17 protein-coding genes are annotated in these 17,336 nt (G+C 63.8%); 10 read left to right on the top strand and 7 right to left on the bottom strand.

Going from position 1 to position 17,336, the window contains the following annotated elements; genetic code table 11:
- Positions 1-80: 80 nt before the first annotated feature.
- The 8 genes from KYT97_RS06625 (at position 81) to KYT97_RS06590 (ending at position 6,645) form a co-directional block, all read left to right on the top strand.
- Entirely contained in the window at positions 81-473 is a 393-nt protein-coding gene (locus tag KYT97_RS06625) for a polyketide cyclase / dehydrase and lipid transport (protein ID WP_033231019.1), read from the top strand.
- Positions 474-552: 79 nt separating this feature from the next.
- Complete coding sequence (locus tag KYT97_RS06620) at positions 553-990, top strand: SRPBCC family protein (protein WP_033231018.1); 438 nt, start codon at positions 553-555, stop codon at positions 988-990.
- Positions 987-2,204, top strand: coding sequence for an ArsA family ATPase (locus KYT97_RS06615; RefSeq protein WP_219112858.1), 1,218 nt, complete (start codon positions 987-989; stop codon positions 2,202-2,204). The genes KYT97_RS06620 and KYT97_RS06615 overlap by 4 nt, the downstream gene beginning before the upstream one ends.
- Positions 2,201-2,617 (top strand): hypothetical protein, encoded by a 417-nt coding sequence (locus KYT97_RS06610; RefSeq protein ID WP_033231017.1) that lies wholly within the window; start codon positions 2,201-2,203, stop codon positions 2,615-2,617. The genes KYT97_RS06615 and KYT97_RS06610 overlap by 4 nt, the downstream gene beginning before the upstream one ends.
- 71 nt (positions 2,618-2,688) lie before the next feature.
- Positions 2,689-3,687, top strand: a complete 999-nt coding sequence (locus KYT97_RS06605; RefSeq protein ID WP_033231453.1) for an ROK family glucokinase — start codon at positions 2,689-2,691, stop codon at positions 3,685-3,687.
- A gap of 108 nt (positions 3,688-3,795) precedes the next feature.
- Positions 3,796-4,611, top strand: coding sequence for a lysophospholipid acyltransferase family protein (locus KYT97_RS06600; RefSeq protein WP_116101470.1), 816 nt, complete (start codon positions 3,796-3,798; stop codon positions 4,609-4,611).
- 66 nt (positions 4,612-4,677) lie between these two features.
- Positions 4,678-5,169, top strand: a complete 492-nt coding sequence (locus tag KYT97_RS06595; RefSeq protein WP_033231015.1) for a polyadenylate-specific 3'-exoribonuclease AS — start codon at positions 4,678-4,680, stop codon at positions 5,167-5,169.
- 90 nt (positions 5,170-5,259) lie between these two features.
- Complete coding sequence (locus KYT97_RS06590; RefSeq protein ID WP_033231014.1) at positions 5,260-6,645, top strand: class II 3-deoxy-7-phosphoheptulonate synthase; 1,386 nt, start codon at positions 5,260-5,262, stop codon at positions 6,643-6,645.
- Positions 6,646-6,739: 94 nt separating this feature from the next.
- On the opposite strand, the gene pknB is transcribed toward KYT97_RS06590, so the two are convergent.
- Positions 6,740-8,791, bottom strand: coding sequence for a Stk1 family PASTA domain-containing Ser/Thr kinase (pknB, locus tag KYT97_RS06585; protein WP_084703063.1), 2,052 nt, complete (start codon positions 8,789-8,791; stop codon positions 6,740-6,742).
- A gap of 137 nt (positions 8,792-8,928) precedes the next feature.
- Between pknB and KYT97_RS06580 the strand changes: the two genes are divergently transcribed.
- On the top strand, positions 8,929-9,297 hold the full coding sequence (locus KYT97_RS06580; protein WP_033231451.1) for an Rv2175c family DNA-binding protein: 369 nt from the start codon (positions 8,929-8,931) through the stop codon (positions 9,295-9,297).
- A gap of 158 nt (positions 9,298-9,455) precedes the next feature.
- On the opposite strand, the gene KYT97_RS06575 is transcribed toward KYT97_RS06580, so the two are convergent.
- Positions 9,456-11,012: an alpha-(1->6)-mannopyranosyltransferase A gene (locus tag KYT97_RS06575; RefSeq protein WP_033231013.1), complete on the bottom strand. Its 1,557-nt coding sequence runs from the start codon at positions 11,010-11,012 to the stop codon at positions 9,456-9,458.
- 188 nt (positions 11,013-11,200) lie between these two features.
- Positions 11,201-12,313, bottom strand: coding sequence for a polyprenyl synthetase family protein (locus KYT97_RS06570; protein WP_219111948.1), 1,113 nt, complete (start codon positions 12,311-12,313; stop codon positions 11,201-11,203).
- A gap of 172 nt (positions 12,314-12,485) precedes the next feature.
- Here KYT97_RS06570 and KYT97_RS06565 point away from each other — a divergent pair, with 172 nt between their 5' ends.
- On the top strand, positions 12,486-13,475 hold the full coding sequence (locus KYT97_RS06565) for a methylenetetrahydrofolate reductase (RefSeq protein ID WP_033231012.1): 990 nt from the start codon (positions 12,486-12,488) through the stop codon (positions 13,473-13,475).
- Between the two features lie 9 nt (positions 13,476-13,484).
- Here the strand turns inward: KYT97_RS06565 and KYT97_RS06560 are convergent, their stop codons facing one another.
- From KYT97_RS06560 to KYT97_RS06545, 4 genes are read right to left on the bottom strand one after another with little or no spacing between them, the layout of a single operon-like run.
- Entirely contained in the window at positions 13,485-14,222 is a 738-nt protein-coding gene (locus KYT97_RS06560; RefSeq protein ID WP_219111947.1) for an LppM family (lipo)protein, read from the bottom strand.
- Between the two features lie 23 nt (positions 14,223-14,245).
- A complete protein-coding gene (locus KYT97_RS06555) occupies positions 14,246-15,067 on the bottom strand; it encodes a carotenoid biosynthesis protein (RefSeq protein ID WP_219112856.1) in 822 nt (273 codons plus the stop codon).
- Positions 15,067-16,647: a phytoene desaturase family protein gene (locus tag KYT97_RS06550; RefSeq protein ID WP_219112855.1), complete on the bottom strand. Its 1,581-nt coding sequence runs from the start codon at positions 16,645-16,647 to the stop codon at positions 15,067-15,069. Before KYT97_RS06550 ends, KYT97_RS06555 begins: the two co-directional genes overlap by 1 nt.
- Positions 16,648-16,652: 5 nt before the next feature.
- Positions 16,653-17,294 (bottom strand): GNAT family N-acetyltransferase, encoded by a 642-nt coding sequence (locus tag KYT97_RS06545; protein WP_033231009.1) that lies wholly within the window; start codon positions 17,292-17,294, stop codon positions 16,653-16,655.
- Positions 17,295-17,336 lie beyond the last annotated feature (42 nt).

The following is a 17,336-nucleotide window of genomic DNA, read 5'->3' as shown; positions in this document are numbered from 1 at the left end:
CCCGGCTTACAGTCTGTCCGTTTCGCAGTGGTGTGGCACCGTTCGCTCACTCGTCGACGCGATATGTGAAGCTAACTGTCGTGAGCAGCATTCAGGTCGCAGACCAGACTTTCATCGCGGCACCGCCCGAGCGTGTCGCCGAACTGTTGTCTTCGCGTGCGCAGTGGCGCCGGTGGTGGCGAGATCTCCAGCTCGAGGTGCGCGAGGACCGCGGTCCCGCAGGCTTCCGGTGGGGCGTGTCCGGCAGTCTCGTCGGCACCATGGAGGTGTGGCTCGAACCGGTCATGGACGGCGCCATCGTTCACTACTTCCTGCACGCGGAACCAGTGGGTGTGTCGCCGTCAGGCCTGGCTGATCTCGACCTGGCCGCCATGAATCGCGCACGGCGCGTCGACGGCAAGGTCATGTCCTTTGAACTCAAGCGCGAACTGGAAGCGGGGCGCCCGGCAGGTGTGGCGCCCGAATCTGTGTGACGTGGCAGGAAGTTTTCAGGCCCGTGTTCGGGGAGAATTACGGGGACCATGAAGTTTCGAGGGAAGGAAGAGTAGTCGGATGGCCGAGAAAACCAAGGGGTTGATCAGCATCGACGCTCAGCCTGACGCCGTCATGGCCGTGATCGCCGATTTCGAGGAGTACCCCGCGTGGGTTGCGGCGGCCAAGTCCGTCGAGGTTCTGGAAGTTGGCGGCAACGGCCGCGCGAACCGGGTGCGGTTCGTCCTCGATGCCGGGATGGTGAAGGACAAGTACGAGCTGGCGTACACGTGGGCGCCCGACGGAATGTCGGTGAGCTGGGAACTGGTGAGCGGGGAGATTCAGAAGTCCCAATCCGGTTCGTACACTTTGCGTTCCGAGCCGGGCGGCAGTACGTCCGTCACCTACGAGCTGACGGTCGATCTGACTATCCCGATGATCGGGTTGTTCAAACGCAAGGCCGAGAAGATCATCACGGACACGGCTTTGAAGGAACTGAAGAAGCGAGTCGAGGGCTGAACGCCGCGCGGGCCCGTCTTCAACTCTTCATCGGCAGCGGTGGCAGTGGAACGACGACGCTGGCGTCTGCCGCAGCGCTGTCGGCGGCGACTGCCGGTTCCAAGGTTCTGCTGATGTCGATCGATCGGCTTCATTCGCTTGCGGATGTGCTGGCGATTCCGGTTCCGCGTGTAGTGACCCCATTGTTCGACCGGATGGATGTCTGGCAGGTCGATACGCTGACGCTTGTCGAAGACAAGTTCCGTGGTGTGTCGGCGCTACTCGATGCGGCGGGTTCCCATGAACACGGATCGTCGCTCCAGACTTTGGAGCCCGAGGAACTCACGGGTTCGCTTGGCATCGCGGACATTCTGGCGCTTGCCGAGGTCGTCGGGATGGCATCGAGCGGCGAATACGACGTCGTGATCGTGGATTGCCCGCCGTCGCCGGAGGCGTTGCGGATCCTCGGCGCGCCCGCGATGGTGTCCGAGTACCTCGAGCGGCTGTGGCCGCGTCACAGGCGGCTTGCGGCGGTGGCGGCTACCGACGTGCGGTTGATGCTGTTGGTGTCGATAATCGAACGCATTGTCTCGTCGGTCGACGAGATCGCAGCGTGTATCGCCGACACTTCGCACACGGAGATTCATCTCGTGACGTCGGCGCAGGGATCGGCGGCGCTTGCGACTCGGCGCACACTGTCCGGTCTTGCGCTCTCAGTGCTGCCGGTTGCTCGGATAATCGTCAATAGTGTTGTTCCGCAACCCGTTTCGCAGAGTTACGCAGATGAAGATATGTGCTGGTTGTCCAACGTTCGCGCGGCCCAGATGTCGGTGCTCGCGGGAGTTCGCGAGGCCGCCGATGGGATTGCCGTCACGGTTGTCGAACATGTCGGCACCGAACCGGTAGGGTTGGCGGCCCTGGGCGACATTGCAGTTGCGCTGGGCGAGGGGGCCGCTGCGCAGCCGCACCGCCATCCCGACCCGATAGCGGTGACGCTGGAATCGGGGACGGGGTTGGAGTCGGTCTACGCGATGCGGATGTATCTGCCGCTCGTCGATCCGGCGTCACTGACGTTGGGTCGGGTAGAAGACGATGTGCTGGTGGGAGCGGACGGGGTGCGACGGAGAGTGAGACTTGCGTCGGTGTTACGGCGATGCGTCGTGACCGGTGCCGAACTCGACGGCGCCTATCTGATCATTCGATTCTCGCCGGATCCCACGGTGTGGCCTGTATGAACGACGATCACACCAAGCTTCTCGCCGAGTTTCGGGTGTTGGCCGATTCCGTCCTCTCCCGGATCGAGCCGATTGTGGCGCAGATGGCGGAGGGGCGCACGAACGCAGCGGCGGATCTCGAGACCTCGGAGGAATTGCCTGCATTCAGCGGCTGCAGTTGGTGCCCGGTGTGCGCTGTTGCAGCCTTGATGCGCGGTGAACATCACGAGTTACTGGCAATCCTGGCAGGGCATGCTGCCGTACTTCTGGCGTTGCTGCGTGAGCTGCTGGACGAGTTTCTCGGCGGGCGCGCCCCATCCGACGGGAAGCCGGACGGTGGTCCAGGGGGTGGGGCGCCGACGCCCGACGGTACCTCGTCGCCGAAGCCCCGATCGCCTGCTTTCGTTCCGATTACGGTGACTGTCAAGCGGTAAACGCTGGTACTTCGGTGCCATCGGTGGGCACAATCGTCAAGAACGCATACCGAGTGTGGAGTGTGGACCGGATGATCACCAATCGCAGTGCAAATGCCGACATCCTGACCGTCGGAATAGATGTGGGCGGCACCAGTATTCGAGCGTCGGTGGTCGACGTCGACGGGCAAGTGCTCGATACCATGCAGGCTCCGACGCCCCAGTCCGCGCGGTCGCTCGAGGATGCGCTCGATCGGGTGGTGCGTGAACTGGTCAGTCGGCACAATGTGGCCGCAGTGGGTTTGGCGGTAGCCGGGTTCGTCACCTCGGATCACGGGATCGTGCTTTTTGCTCCGCACCTGCCGTGGGTGAACGCGCCGGTCGGCAAGGACCTGAGCGTACGGCTGGGGTTGCCGGTTGTTCTGGAACACGATGCCAATGCGGCGGCGTACGCGGAGTATCGGTTCGGTGCTGCGGCTGGTGGCCGGAACGTCGTCACGGTGGCGATCGGGACGGGCATCGGTGGCGCGTTGCTGATCGGCGGTGAGCTGTACCGGGGTAGTTACGGTGTTGCGCCGGAGTTCGGCCACGTCCAGGTCGTGCCGGACGGCCGCCCGTGCGCGTGTGGCAAGCGCGGCTGCTGGGAGCGGTACTGCAGCGGAACTGCGTTGGTGGACACAGCAATTGAACTTCTGGCCGAAGATCCGGCCGCGTCAACAGTCCTGGCGCGAGAAGTTGCCGTCGACCCGGGCAGCTTGACCGGGCGTCGAATCGCCAATGCCGCGTACGACGGTGACCCACTCGCGCTGGCGACGATGGCTGAGTTCACGCATTGGCTGGCAGTCGGCCTGGCGATGGTCGCCGACGCCTACGACCCGGATGTCGTGGTGATCGCCGGCGGCGTCGCGAGTTCGGCTCCACTGTTTCTCGATGACGCCCGTGAGCAGTACGCAACGTTGTTGACGGGTGCGAAATATCGACCTCTGGCCCGGATTCGCACTGCCCAGTTGGGGGAGGCCGCGGGGATGGTGGGGGCGGCGGCGTTGGCGCGTTCGGCGGTTCCAGGCATCATTTCGCCTGCCAGGCGTTGAGTCGCACTTGTGATCACGAGGTGCCGGTCGGGGCATGTGTAGCGAGGGTAACCGGCGCGCAGTAAGGTCGTGCACAAGGCAATTCGGGTTGTGAATGGGAGGGACGCCGTGTGGTATTGGCTCTTCAAGTATGTGTTGTTGGGGCCGATTCTCCTGCTGCTCGGGCGTCCGACGATCAAGGGGCACGAGAACATTCCCACTGACGGTGCGGCGATTCTCGCCAGCAACCATCAGGCAGTTCTGGATTCGTTCTATCTTCCGCTGCGCTCGAACCGTCGAATCACGTTCCTCGCAAAAAGTGAGTACTTCACGGGCAGCGGACTCAAGGGTGCGTTCCAGCGGTGGTTCTTCACGGCTGTCGGCCAGGTGCCCATCGATCGCACCGGTGCGGACGCAGCCCAGGACGCGCTCAACGCCGGTCTACGGGTCCTTGATGCCGGCAAGCTGCTCGGTATCTACCCCGAGGGCACTCGCTCGCCGGATGGTCGTCTGTACAAGGGCAAGACCGGAATGGCTCGCCTGGCACTCGAATCCGGTGTCAAGGTGATTCCCGTAGCGATGGTCGGCACCGACAAGATGAACCCCATCGGTTCGAGGATGTGGCGTCCGGCCAAGGTCACCGTCATCGTCGGTGAACCTATCGACTTCTCGCGTTTCGAGGGGATGGGCGGCAACCGCTTCGTGGAGCGGGCTGTGACCGACGAGGTCATGTACAAGCTGATGAAGCTGTCCGGCCAGGAATACGTCGACATCTATGCGGCGAGTTTGAAGAACCCGAAGCCGGTCAAGGCGGAGGAGTCCCCGTCCGACGAGACCCACCAGCTCGAGGAGTCCGACGAGGCTGCCGCTCCACTTGCGGCCGTTGTCGACCCCGATGCCGAGCAGACTGATGGGCCGCACGTCCCGGACACGCGCGCCAGTTAGAGATTTCCCACAACTGCCGGGCGTGCATTAGCTCTCGGGACCGGCGGTGCGGCATAGTTTTGAGCCGTGCGCTACTTCTACGACTGTGAATTCATCGAAGACGGTCGAACCATCGACCTCGTGTCCATCGGCGTCGTCTGCGAGGACGGCCGAGAGTACTACGCCGTCTCGACGGAATTCGATCCGGCGCGGGCCGGCAGTTGGGTGCGCAAGAATGTTCTGCCGAAGCTTCCTGCGCCGTCGTCTCCGCTCTGGAAGTCGCGCGACAAGATCCGTGACGACCTCCTGAAGTTCTTCGTTCCGCGGCCGATGGTGGTTCCCGAACTGTGGGCATGGGTCGCGGCGTACGACCACGTCGCGTTGTGCCAGCTGTGGGGCGACATGACCGAACTGCCCCAGTCGTTGCCGCGCTACACGCGGGAGTTGCGCCAGTTCTGGGAGGACAACGGCAGCCCGGCTCTGCCGCCTGCACCGTCCGACGCGCATGACGCTTTGGCGGACGCACGACACAATCTGGTGAAGTTCGACGCGATTGCCCGAGTCCGGTCACTTCGTTGACCTGCTGTGACGCCGAACTCGGTTAGACGAGACCGTGCGCTAACGAGAGCCTGTGTGACGCGCGGGTAGGTGAGCGAATATCCTGTACTAGTGAACTGGACTGTCGACGTGCCGATCGACCGCTTGCCCGAACTTCCGCCGCTGCCCGCCGGACTGCGTCAGCAGCTCGACGAGGCCCTTGCGAAACCCGCCGCGCAGCAGCCTTCATGGCCCGCTGACCAGGCGGCTGCGATGCGCACTGTGCTCGAGAGCGTGCCGCCGATCACCGTGGCCAGCGAAGTCGAGGCATTGTCGGATCGCCTTGCGCAGGTAGCGCGCGGCGAAGCCTTCCTGTTGCAGGGCGGCGACTGCGCCGAGACGTTTGCCGACAACACCGAGCCGCACATCAAGGGCAATATCCGCACGCTGCTGCAGATGGCTGTCGTCTTGACGTACGGGTCTTCCATGCCGGTGGTCAAGGTGGCACGTATCGCGGGTCAGTACGCCAAGCCTCGATCAGCCGACATCGACTCGTTGGGCCTCAAGTCCTACCGCGGCGACATGGTCAACTCGATTGTCGCCGACGAGGCTGTCCGCGCCCACGATCCGTCGCGGTTGGTACGGGCGTACGCAAATGCCAGTGCCGCGATGAACCTGGTTCGGGCGCTCACCGGCGCCGGAATGGCCGACCTGCACAAGGTCCACGACTGGAACCGCGAGTTCGTGGCAGCGTCTCCGGCCGGAGCCCGCTACGAGCAGCTCGCGTCGGAAATCGATCGTGGCCTGCAGTTCATGAACGCCTGCGGCGTGACCGATCCGAGCCTGCACCAGGCGCAGATCTTCGCGAGCCACGAAGCCTTGGTCCTCGACTACGAGCGTGCGATGCTGCGTCTCGACAACGACAGCGATCACCCCAAGCTCTACGACCTGTCGGCTCACTTCTTGTGGATCGGCGACCGTACTCGTCAGCTCGACGGCGCGCACATCGCCTTTGCCGAGTTGGTGTCCAACCCGATCGGTCTGAAGATCGGTCCCACGACCACTCCGGAGATGGCCGTCGAATACGTCGAGCGTCTCGACCCGACAAACAAGCCAGGTCGCCTGACGCTGATCTCGCGGATGGGCAACGGCAAGGTCCGTGACCTCCTTCCTGCGATCATCGAGAAGGTCCAGGCCACCGGCCATCAGGTCATCTGGCAGTGCGATCCCATGCACGGCAACACGCACGAGGCGTCCACCGGTTACAAGACGCGTCACTTCGATCGCATCGTCGACGAGGTTCAGGGATTCTTCGAGGTCCACAACGGACTCGGTACCCATCCGGGCGGTATTCACGTCGAATTGACCGGCGAGAACGTCACCGAGTGCCTCGGTGGTGCGCAGGATATTTCGGACGGCGACCTGTCGGGTCGTTACGAGACGGCCTGCGATCCTCGCCTCAACACCCAGCAGTCGTTGGAGCTTGCGTTCCTCGTCGCAGAAATGCTGCGCGGCTGACGCTTAGCTGTTGTATCGAACGCCCTCATTCGCCGTGCGCGGGTGGGGGCGTTTTACGTTGTCAGGCTGTTGGTTCGATCAGGCACTGCTGCGATCAGGGAATGGCAACAACGGTGACGTTGGAGCCTTTCTCCACACGATCGTTCTTATCGCTCTGACTGACGATCAGCGAGCTGTCGTTCTGGGTCAGTTGGCGAACGGTGAGGGTGAGACCGAGGCGGGTCAGTTCCTCGCGAGCGGAGGCGACGCTACGTCCCAGCAGGTTGGGGACCTTCACGGAGCTGGACACGAGAAGGGCAACGGACGTTCCGGCGTTCACAGACGAACCCGCAGCGGGGTCGGTGCCGATGACCTTTCCGCCGTCGACACCGTCGTCGAAGGCAGATCGGGTTTCGCTGACGGTGATGCCCAGTTTGTCGAGGGCAGCCCGGGCGGCGTTCTCCGACATGCCCTTTACGTCGGGAACATCAACGGGCGGTGATCCTTTGGACGTGACAACTTTGACCGAGGAGCCAACAGGCACGGTGGTTCCCGGAGCCGGGTCAAGAGCGGCGACACCGCCGATGGGGATCTTGGAACTGAACGTCTCACCGCCGTCGACGGCAACGAGGGTGCGCGCAGTGAGCTGATCTCGGGTGGCTTCGACGGCGCCGCCCGCTGGTATCGGCGGCACAGTCGGGCGCCCGAGCGAGGTGAACAGGACAACACTCGATCCGCGCGAAATCCGCGAGCCCGCTTCGGGATCGGTTCCGGTCACGGTGTCGAGAACCTCGGTGTCCGAGTACGTTCCACGCACTTCTGGCGACAGTCCGGCATCCTGAAGTGCCGTGACTGCCGCATCCTTGTTCAGGCCACCGATCTGGGGGACCGCGGTGAATCGGCCAGAGCCCATCCACCAACCGCCGAACCCCAGCGCAAGCGCAAGCAACGCGATGACAAGAAGCCAGACGAGAGTGGTCCGGCGAGAGCGTCGTCGTGCTTGCGAAAAGTGGTCGTGTGGATCGATGTCGGCAGAGTCGTCTTCGTGCTCGTCCGTCTCGGCGACGGGCGGACGCACGGTTTGTGCGGTGACCGCGCGGGTGTGCTGAATGCCGTCCGGTGGTGCGTGCGGCGCCAGCGCGGTTGTAGGCGGCGCCGCAGCTCCGGCCGCAAATGCCGTGGTGGCGGCGCCGACTGGTGCACCGGCGCCACCGATAACGGTGGTGGCGGGCGAACCGGGGGCCGCGGGACGGGGTGTTGCCGGCCGGGGTGTCGGCGCCGGTGCGGCAGCGGCACTGTGATGCTGCGCGGATCGCCGCGGCGCGGGCACCCGATACGCGGGCAGTTCGAGTTGTTCGCACACGATGCGCAGGGCGGCTGCCATTTCACCGGCATCGGTAAACCGATGTGCAGGTTCACGATTGGTGGCTTGCGTGACGAGTCGGTCGAACTGCGCCGGTACGCCGGCGATTCGTGAACCTGGCGGCGGAACGTCGTCGTGAATTCTCTGGTATGCGATCGAGAGAGAGGTGTCCCCGGTGAAAGGTGTTGTACCGGTGAGGAGTTCGAACATGAGAACGCCGGTGGAGTACACGTCGCTGCGCGGATCGGCCACTCCGGAGGTGACCTGCTCCGGGGAGAGGTAGGCGGCGGTGCCGAGAATGACGCTGTTCGACGTTGTTGTCGCGGCAGCTGCGGCGCGCACCAAACCGAAATCGGCGATCTTCACTTCACCGGCGTCGGAAATCAGGATGTTCTCCGGTTTGACGTCGCGGTGCACCAGGCCGGCCCGGTGTGCAACTGCCAACGCGTCGAGTACCGGCCCGACTACGGCGGCGACAGCGTGTGGCGGCATCGGGCCGCGCTCGCGCAGCAATTCGCGCAAGGTGCCGCCGTCGACCAATTCCATGACGAGGAAGGCATGACCGCGATCGCTGCCCTGGTCGTACACGGCAACCAAGGCAGGGTGTTTAAGGCGGGCGACTGCGCGCGCCTCGAACTCGAAGCGGGTGAGAAAAGCGGGATCGGCGGCAAACTGCGGATCCATGACCTTGATAGCGACAGGCCGATCCAACCGCGTATCGAGGCCTCGATACACAGTCGACATTCCGCCGCGTGCGATGGGCGCATCCACGCGATAGCGGCGTTCGAGCATTTCGCCGATCAACCCTTGACCTCCGTTGTGAAAATCTGTGGTGCAGTAATAATCTGTGGTCGCATCCGCCTCGTCCATCGTAGCCAGCGCTGCCGACGGAAAGTTCCACCCACGTGCCGCGCGACAAGCCGACCCGATAAACTTCCGTGGTGAGCGCGATTCCTTATTGTGATGATGTCCTGGATTCTTCGGTATCCCTGTTCCAGTTGGCCGATGTAGCGAAGAGCGTCAGGTTGCCGGTCGCGAAGGTGCACCAGTTGCTCCGCGATCGCAAGATCATCGCAGTCAAGCGCAACGGGGTTCTCGGGGTTCCCGAGGAATTCTTCGACGAAGACGGCCAGATCGTGAAATGGCTTCCCGGTTTGCTGGCAGTTCTGCACGATGGCGGATACAGCGATGTAGCGTCGCTGCGCTGGCTTTTCCAGTCTGACGAGTCCCTCCCCGGACGCCCGGTCGACGCCCTGCATGGGCACCTCGCCCGCGAGGTTATCCGCCGTGCACAGGCAATGGCTTTCTGAGTCTGATTGGTTTTTCCGGCCTGACGTAGCTCGCCGACCGGACTGGAGCCGGTACGGCGAACGTCAGGCGCGTGCGGTGGTGGACGGTCACCCGGCGGTCGAGAATGTGGTCGAGAATGCGATAGCCGACTGACCCCACCCCGTGCGGAGCACCGAATTCATCGTGCCGTCGACGTCGCTTCTGCCGGGACTTTCTCCGGTGCATGTCCCCGTAGACGCAGTGGGTCTTCCGTCCGGAGTGTCATCGCCGCGACGACGGAGGCAAATGTTGCCAATACCACGTGCGGGAACGAGTACATGCCGATCGATCCGTCGGGCTGGAATATCAACATGAGCCAGCTGGACAGCCCCACCAGTATGGCCAGGGTCGTCGGGGAGAGTGCAAAGCCGGCAGCTACGGCCAACGGCCACGAGTAGTACCAGGGGAGCGCCGCCGGGGAGAGAATCACGATGGCAACCATGACAATCACGATGCCCATCACGGCGTCGCGTTCGGTGGTGCGGAATCGCCACCAGACAAAAGCGATGATTCCGATGAGCACGACTGCGCTGACAAGCCGGGTCACCTGGAGTATGTCGTCGAAGTGATTGCCGGTGAGCCACGATGTCGCGGCGGTGGACAGTTCGGCGACGAGGGTCGGCAACGACAGCCAGTTGATGATCTTGTTGGAGCCGGAGAGCGCCGTCGTCCAGCCGAGTCCGACACCGGCAATCAACGACGTCGAACCGAGGACAACAACGAACATCGCAAATCCGCTACCGGCGGTCTTGATAAAGGATCGGATCGGATTCGGTGCTTCCGTTCCCTGCGCTGCGGCGTCTTCACGTTCGTGAATCATCCAGATCCAGACGATGAACGGCAGCGCCACCCCGGCAGTGGCCTTGATGGCAACGGCAAAGGCGATGAGACCGATTCCGAACATGTGCTTGCGTTCGAGGGCCAGTGCGATGCCGGCGACCATCAGGCCGACCATCAGCATCTCGTTGTGCACGCCGCCGATCAGATGGATCAGGACGAGTGGATTGAGGACCGCGAGCCACAAGGCGATCGCCGGGTTCCCACCGAGTTTGCGCGCGAGGTGGGGGACACCCCACACCATCAATGCCAGGCCGGGCAGCATGGTGATGCGCAGTAACATCGTGCCCGCGATGACGTTGTCACCGGTCAGGCGAACAATGGCATCAGTGAGCAGGAGATGAACCGGACCGTACGGGGTTGTTGTCGTCGTCCAGACATTGGAGACGTTGTCGAGCAGGATGCCGGGATTGACCACCGGCCCCACTTCGTACGGGTCGAAGCCGTCACGCAGCAGAGCGCCCTGCGCAAGGTAGGAGTAAGCGTCACGGCTGAACATCGGAACGGCAAAGAGCAGGGGGAACGTCCACAGCGGCACGATGAATCGCAGCCCGCGCAAACCGACGTCACCGCGCAGCGCCGAGCGACCCAGTCGCGCCCACGCGCCGATCATGCACAACACGCCGATCCACACGATCGCCGCCGACAGTATCGACCCGTGCCCGAATCGGAGCCAGGACAGATGCATCGACTCGAGCAACGGGTCCTCGCGCCGGACGCTACCTGCGCCGAATCCGCCGAACATGATCATGGCGGCGCCCAGGAATCCGAGCAGCGCGCTGTGTCCTTCGGGAGTGCGAAGGAAATCAGCGGCCCTTCGATGCCACGCTGGTGTGGTGGCTGCGGCAGAGGGCGTCATGAGTGCAGTTTCCTCCCCCGAGATGTTCGGATGCGGTAGCGCGTACGTGGTGAATTGCTGGCGAATAGTCGGTTACGAGGGGACAGTTTAGTTGCTCGGGAGGCCGAACCCTGCCGTCGACTCGTTTGCGCGCGCCGGTGACAGCCGGTTCGGTGCCCAATAGTGACGGATCACTCATGAACAGTCTGTCAGTACGTGCGCGACGTGGCTGCGAGGGCCATCTCGCGCAGCCGTGTCTTGGCCTCCGCGGTGGCGCTGCTCGATTCCAGTGCGGCCGCGGCAGATTCGACCAGGGTGGCGATGCGTGCTTCCGCGTCGTCCACTGCCCCGAGGTCGGTGATCAGGGTGCGTAGCGTATCGACGTCGTTGTCGGTCAGTTCTGCGCCGATTCCGGATCGGAGTTGTTGTGCCGCAGCAGGATCAGTGTCATCGGCGCGCGCAAGTGCGGCAGCGAACAGTGTTGTCCGCTTACCGGTGCGGAGGTCGTCGCCGGACGGCTTGCCGGTCACCGACGGATCGCCGAAGACGCCGAGCAGGTCGTCCCGGAGCTGGAATGCGATACCGATGTCGGTGCCGAACTTCCGGTACGCGTCGATCAGTGCCGCGTCTGCTCCGAAAAGGGCAGCACCGAGGTGCAGGGGGCGCTCGATCGTGTACGCCGCAGTCTTGAACCGGTTGACGCGCATAGCTGCCTCGACGCTCTCGTCGCCGCGAGCTTCGTTGCTGATATCGAGGAACTGACCGCCAAGCACTTCGGTGCGCATCGCCGACCACACGGGACTGATCCGAGCGGCGGCGTCGGCGCCGATTCCGGATTCGCGGATCATGTCGTCTGCCCATGCGAGCGCAAGATCGCCGAGCAGAATTGCGACAGCCTCACCGAAGTGGGCGCCGTCGCCGTTCCAGTTGTCAGCTCGGTGCAGGTTCTCGAACTCGACGTGCACGGTGGGAAATCCGCGACGCGTCGTGGAGGCGTCGATGATGTCGTCGTGGACCAGCGCGCATGCCTGGACCAGTTCGAGCGCCGTGCAGGCGCGCATGACGCTGTCGGCGTCGTCGCTTCGAGGGTCGCCGCCGGCGCCGAGCCAGCCCGTCCACGCAAAGGCCGGTCGCACGCGCTTGCCGCCGCGCAGAACAAAGCTCTCGAGAGTGTCGACGGCGGTTTCGTATCCGCCGCCGATGGTTTCCACCGCTTCGCGCCTGGAGGCAAAGAAGTCACGCAAGCTCTGTTCGAACAAAGCCGGCAACTCGAGCGAGGACGGATAGGCGGCGTCGGTTCGAGCAGACAGGATGGCCTCCAAGGTCGGTAACTTCTCATACCGGCGAACAGGGCCAGGCAGTGAGCGTAGAGTCCAGCTTAGTGGGGTCCCTACCGATGTCCGGTGTGGGCCGTGAACTGCACGATCCTGGCATCCGGGACGTATTCACGGACGCGATGCTCCGTTCTGCGTCGACAAAACATATGCTTACCTCGTGACATTCGATGCAGTCAGGGGACGCTCCAGCGATGGCTGGGCCAGCCGAACACCATCGATCGTCGATCGGATCACATCTTCCACAGGGAGTCGGATTCCGTTCTCGGTCGAGTTCTCACCGCCGCGCGACGCAGAAGCCGAGGCGCGTCTGTGGCGTGCCGTGCGCACATTCGAGAGGCTCGGTCCGGCTTTTGTCTCCATGACGTACGGCGCCGGTGGTTCGACTCGTGACCGCACCGTTCGGGTCACAGGAGAATTGGCCGAAGAGACCACGTTGCTGCCGGTTGCACACCTCACCGCGGTGTCCCACAGCATCGACGAACTCCGATCCATGGTCGGCGCCTATGCCGATCGCGGAATCAGCAACATCCTCGTTCTGCGCGGCGACCCCCCTGGCGACCCCCTCGGCGAATGGAAGAAACACCCCGATGGCGTCGAGTACGCCGAAGAGCTTGTCCGGATGGTCCGCGATCTCGGTGACTTCCACGTCGGCGTGGCGTCGTTCCCGGAAGGACATTACCGAGCACCTGACCTGGCCCACGACACGAAGTACCTCGTCTCGAAGTTGCGCGCCGGAGCCGAGTACTCCATCACGCAGATGTTCTTCGACGTCGACGACTACCTGCGTCTGCGTGATCGCGTGAGCGCGTTCGACCCCGAGCAGGGCGCCAAGCCGATCATCCCCGAAATCATGCCGGTCACCTCACTGCGGTCGGTGCGGCGCATGCTCGAACTGTCCGGATCGTCGTTGCCGCCCGCCCTCGAGCGCCGGTTCGACGCCGCCGCCGGTTCGGGTTCTCAGGAGAATCGGGCAGCGGTGCGTGAGCTCGGGATCGACCTCGCTACCGAAATGGGCGAGCGATTGATCGCTGAAGGCGCTCCGTGCCTGCACTTCATCACGTTGAACTTCGCACGGGCCACGAGCGAGGTTCTTGAACGTCTGGGGCTGACGTCGGATGTGTCGACCGATTCGCAGGCGAGCGTCTAGCACTCCCGCTCAGTGCGTGTCACTCTTTGCCGATTGTGGACTCTTCGGTGCCTGCGAGACGGGTGCGCGATTGCGCACCATCCAGGCCATCGCACCGACGATAATCGCGACACCGAGTGTGAGGCCGGCCATGATGCCTGCCCATCCCGCAAAGCTGCGGGTACTCGGATCGGCGTAGTTCACTTCTGCGCGCACAGTCGATACCTCGCCGGCCGGCAGAGTCCACGAGACCCGGGAATCGCCGTCTCGGTTGCCGTTCGTCGTGGAGATGCGTGCCGGGAAGGCGATGCTGAATTGGATGTCGGAGCCCTGGGCGGGCAGGGCTTTGAGGTCGGCCTTTCCGTCCAACGCGACGGTGTCGCCACTGCGCTGAAGGGTGAGCTGGAACGAACCGGCGCCTTCGTCCGTCATGGCAGCCAGTTGCGAGACGTCACCGAAGCTGAGATCCCAGAAGAACACCTGTGATCCGACGTAGCCGTCCTTCGTGTATTCCTGAACCCGGATGTTCTCCGCGAGCGATGTCGGCGGTACCAGTTGTGGCCCGGGATCGGCTTCGTTCTCCGGAATCACGGCCGCGACGATCTGCCCTGACACGCGATCATCGGCCGAGACACCCATCGAGACCTGGACCCGTAGGCAGCCGGCGAGCAGCGGCACCAGCATCAGTACGAGAGCCGTCGTGGCAAGGAGTTGCTTGCGACGTCGCGGCCGCGTGGTGTCATCCGTGGACTGTTGCACAGTCGTCATCGTGCCAGCCGCTGCATCGGTAGTCAGCTACGAGGGGGTGTGTCGGCGTGGGAAGTCCGAGACCGGGCGAACGCGACGCCGAAGGTGGCAAGAAGCCAGACCCCGAGAATTCCCATCACGACAAACCCGTACATGGCCGAGTAGCGCAGCTCGGGTGCACTGAGGAACACGGCATGCGCGAGGGCTGAACCGAGCCACGTCCACAGAAACAGCCCGTAGGGAACGGCGTCGGAGAGCGTCGGTTTTTCGTATCGACTCGCTATCGCTTCCATGATCGATGCCATGATCAGACCGATCGCGATCCACCCCGCGTAGTTTGTCAGGGGAATGTGAGCGATGCCGGAAAGTCCCGCGTTGTCGACACACCATGCCCATTGATCGTCGGCCACCATCTGTGGATCGAGATACAGATCCCAGCCGACCAGCCCTGTGACCGTGAGCGCGACTCGGCCGATTCGCCGTGAGGCCGGCGTGAATCGCTGAACCAGGCGAGTAGCCACACACCAGATCGGATAGAAGCCGGCAGTCCAGGCGAACGGCACGATCAGCGGCACACCGGACAACGCCGGACCGAGTCGGTCGACGCTGTACCCGTAACAGCCGTACGGCATTCCTGTGGCGGTACCCACTATCTCCGACGCCAGCCCGACCCCCGCGGTGACTGCGATCAGCGCGGCGGTCCACACAACGCCACGGTTGATCGCCGCGTGGCTGATTGACGCGGCGGCCAGTAAACCCACCACGGCGATCGTCACGGCATCGCGAGAGCTGCCGTCCGCCAACGGATACACGATCTGCGCGCCGATCGCTGCCAACGCCAGAATCAGCGGAACACGTTGGCGGATCACGTCCTTCGACGTATCCGGCGCAGCAACGACGTGCCGCGCCGCTCGGACAGTGCAATGCGCGCAGCGCTGCGCCCACTCGCTCCGGACACACCACCGCCGGGGTGCGTCGACGCGCCGGTGAGGTAGAGGCCCTCTGCGCCGGGGACGCGGTGCGCTGACAACTCGGGCAGTGGGCGCCACATCATCATCTGATCGAGGGACATCTCGACGTGCATGACGTTGCCGCCGATCAACCCCATCTCGGACTCGATGTCGCGCGGAGTCTGGATGTGCCGGTGGCGGATGCTGTCGGTGAAGCCGGGCGCCGACGCCTCCATCTCGGCGACCACGCGATCGGCTTCGGACTCCGCGAGCGACGCCCAGTCGCGATCTGCGCTCAGTCGATACGGCTGCCACTGTGACCACAAAGTCACTTGATGCTCGTTCGGGGGAGCGATACTCGGATCGATCCCACTGAAACTCATACCGAGAACCGCGGGGCGCGGGGGAAGTTCGCCGCCGAGAGCTGCTCCGTGAGCAGTCCGTAGGTGTGCGCGATCGGACACCAGAAGTTGCAGGCCGGACGTGCTCTCGGCAATCGACGCCGACGGGTACCGCGGAAGCGCCGATGTTGCCAATCGCAGGACCATGCCGATTCCCGGACCGACGCGGATCCGCCGACGCCACCGATCCAGTGTGGCTGCGTCGAAGCCTCCGTTGCCCAGTAGATCCAACGTCGTCAAGATGTGGCAGCCGGCGATGACGGTGCGAGCCCGAACGTGGTGTCCGCCGGCGGTTCTCGCGGACCAGTGATCGCCGTCGCGGGTCAGCGACGTCACGGCGTCGCCGAGGCTGACGACGCCTCCGTCCGTCTTCAGCCTCGAGATGAGGGCGGCGCTGAGTGCGCCACTGCCACCAACGGCGCGCCCCGGCGGAAGAACGTGCATGAGCGCGGCAAAACCAACCATCGGCGCGGTGCCCGGCTCCGACATCGGTGGTCCTGATTGCGCTCCGAACCAGGCGAGGGCGGCTTTGAGTGGTTCGCTGTCGAAGTACTCGTCCAGGAGCGCGTCACCGGTCGCGAGGAACTGGCGCGCGAGATCGCTCCCGCCGCTCCCGGTATCGAGGCCCCAGAACGACGACAGCAGATTGGGTCCGGTCGGTGGGGCGGAAAACGCGCGCATCACCCGCGCGCTGCGCTCCGACCAGATATTCACGAACCTGCGGTAGGCGTCGGCATCACGTGTGCCACATGCTTGTTCGATGGATCGGCAGGTGGCGTCGAGGTCGCGGTGGAACACGATTCCCGGGCAATCCGAACCTGCGGGAGGTGGCGCGTACGCCCAGGGATCGCAATCGATGTACCGAAGTCCGTGGGCCGCAAGCCCGAGTTCCTCGATGATTCCGGTGTGCCGAATCATGATGTGCGCGGACGAACCACGATCGACTTTGTGTCCCGGAAATCGTTCGATCGTCGAGACGGCCCCGCCGGCGACGGTGTCTTTCTCGAGCACCTGGACCGACCAGCCTTCGCGTGCGAGGTAGGCCGCCGAGACCAGCGCGTTGTGCCCGGCACCGACAACTATTGCGTCGAGAATCGCGGTCACAGCGGCAATCCTCGTCCGAGCACGGCAAACGGTCGACTGTCTCCGGCAAAGCGGAATCGCCTGAGCACGTCCTGAAATCCCAGTCGCCGATACAACCGCCACGCGCGGTTGTCCTCGTCGTACACCTCGGGAGTGGACAGGAGGACGGAGCGCTCCGTCCGATCTCGCAAGAGATGCCGAAGCAGGGATTCACCCAGGCGATGTCCCTGGCCACTGGGGTGGACGTGGAGTTCGGTCAGTTCGAAGTAATCGTCGAGAATGGCCGAGATCTCGGACTGGGGCCGACCGCTGCGACGCAGTCCGTGCAATACCTGTTGGTGCCACCACTGATCCGAACTTCCGCGATAGCCGTAGGCGATTCCGATCAGGGGAGCAGAAGTGTCTACAGGAGCAACAGAGTTTTCCGGAGCAACAGAGTTCGCAGTGGGTTCTCGTCCGGCACAGGCGCCGACGGCTTTCCATCCCGGTCTGGTCGAGTGCTCCGTCCACATCGGCGCGCGGTGGAACTCGGTGCCACGCGGATAGTCCATCGCGGTGACGTACACGGACAGTGCCTCGTGCAGTCGATTCGCGAATTCCTCGCGGTCGAGGTCGACCGTGTACGGAGTCCAGGCGATCTGCGGGTCGACTGGTCTCACCTCTTCTCTTGACTACTTGTCGGTGGGTGCAGTTATATTGAA

Origin of the sequence: Rhodococcus globerulus, assembly GCF_019334125.1 — a bacterium.
GTDB lineage: Bacteria > Actinomycetota > Actinomycetes > Mycobacteriales > Mycobacteriaceae > Rhodococcus_F > Rhodococcus_F globerula.
This window is presented reverse-complemented; position numbering and strand designations above follow the sequence as displayed.

Bases quoted from the DNA above. Each gene is read 5' to 3' on its own strand.
- KYT97_RS06575 (WP_033231013.1), bottom strand. From the start codon at position 11,012: ATGACGCCCTCTGCCGCAGCCACCACACCAGCGTGGCATCGAAGGGCC.
- KYT97_RS06560 (WP_219111947.1), bottom strand. From the start codon at position 14,222: ATGACGACTGTGCAACAGTCCACGGATGACACCACGCGGCCGCGACGT.
- KYT97_RS06610 (WP_033231017.1), top strand. From the start codon at position 2,201: ATGAACGACGATCACACCAAGCTTCTCGCCGAGTTTCGGGTGTTGGCC.
- KYT97_RS06605 (WP_033231453.1), top strand. From the start codon at position 2,689: ATGATCACCAATCGCAGTGCAAATGCCGACATCCTGACCGTCGGAATA.
- KYT97_RS06620 (WP_033231018.1), top strand. From the start codon at position 553: ATGGCCGAGAAAACCAAGGGGTTGATCAGCATCGACGCTCAGCCTGAC.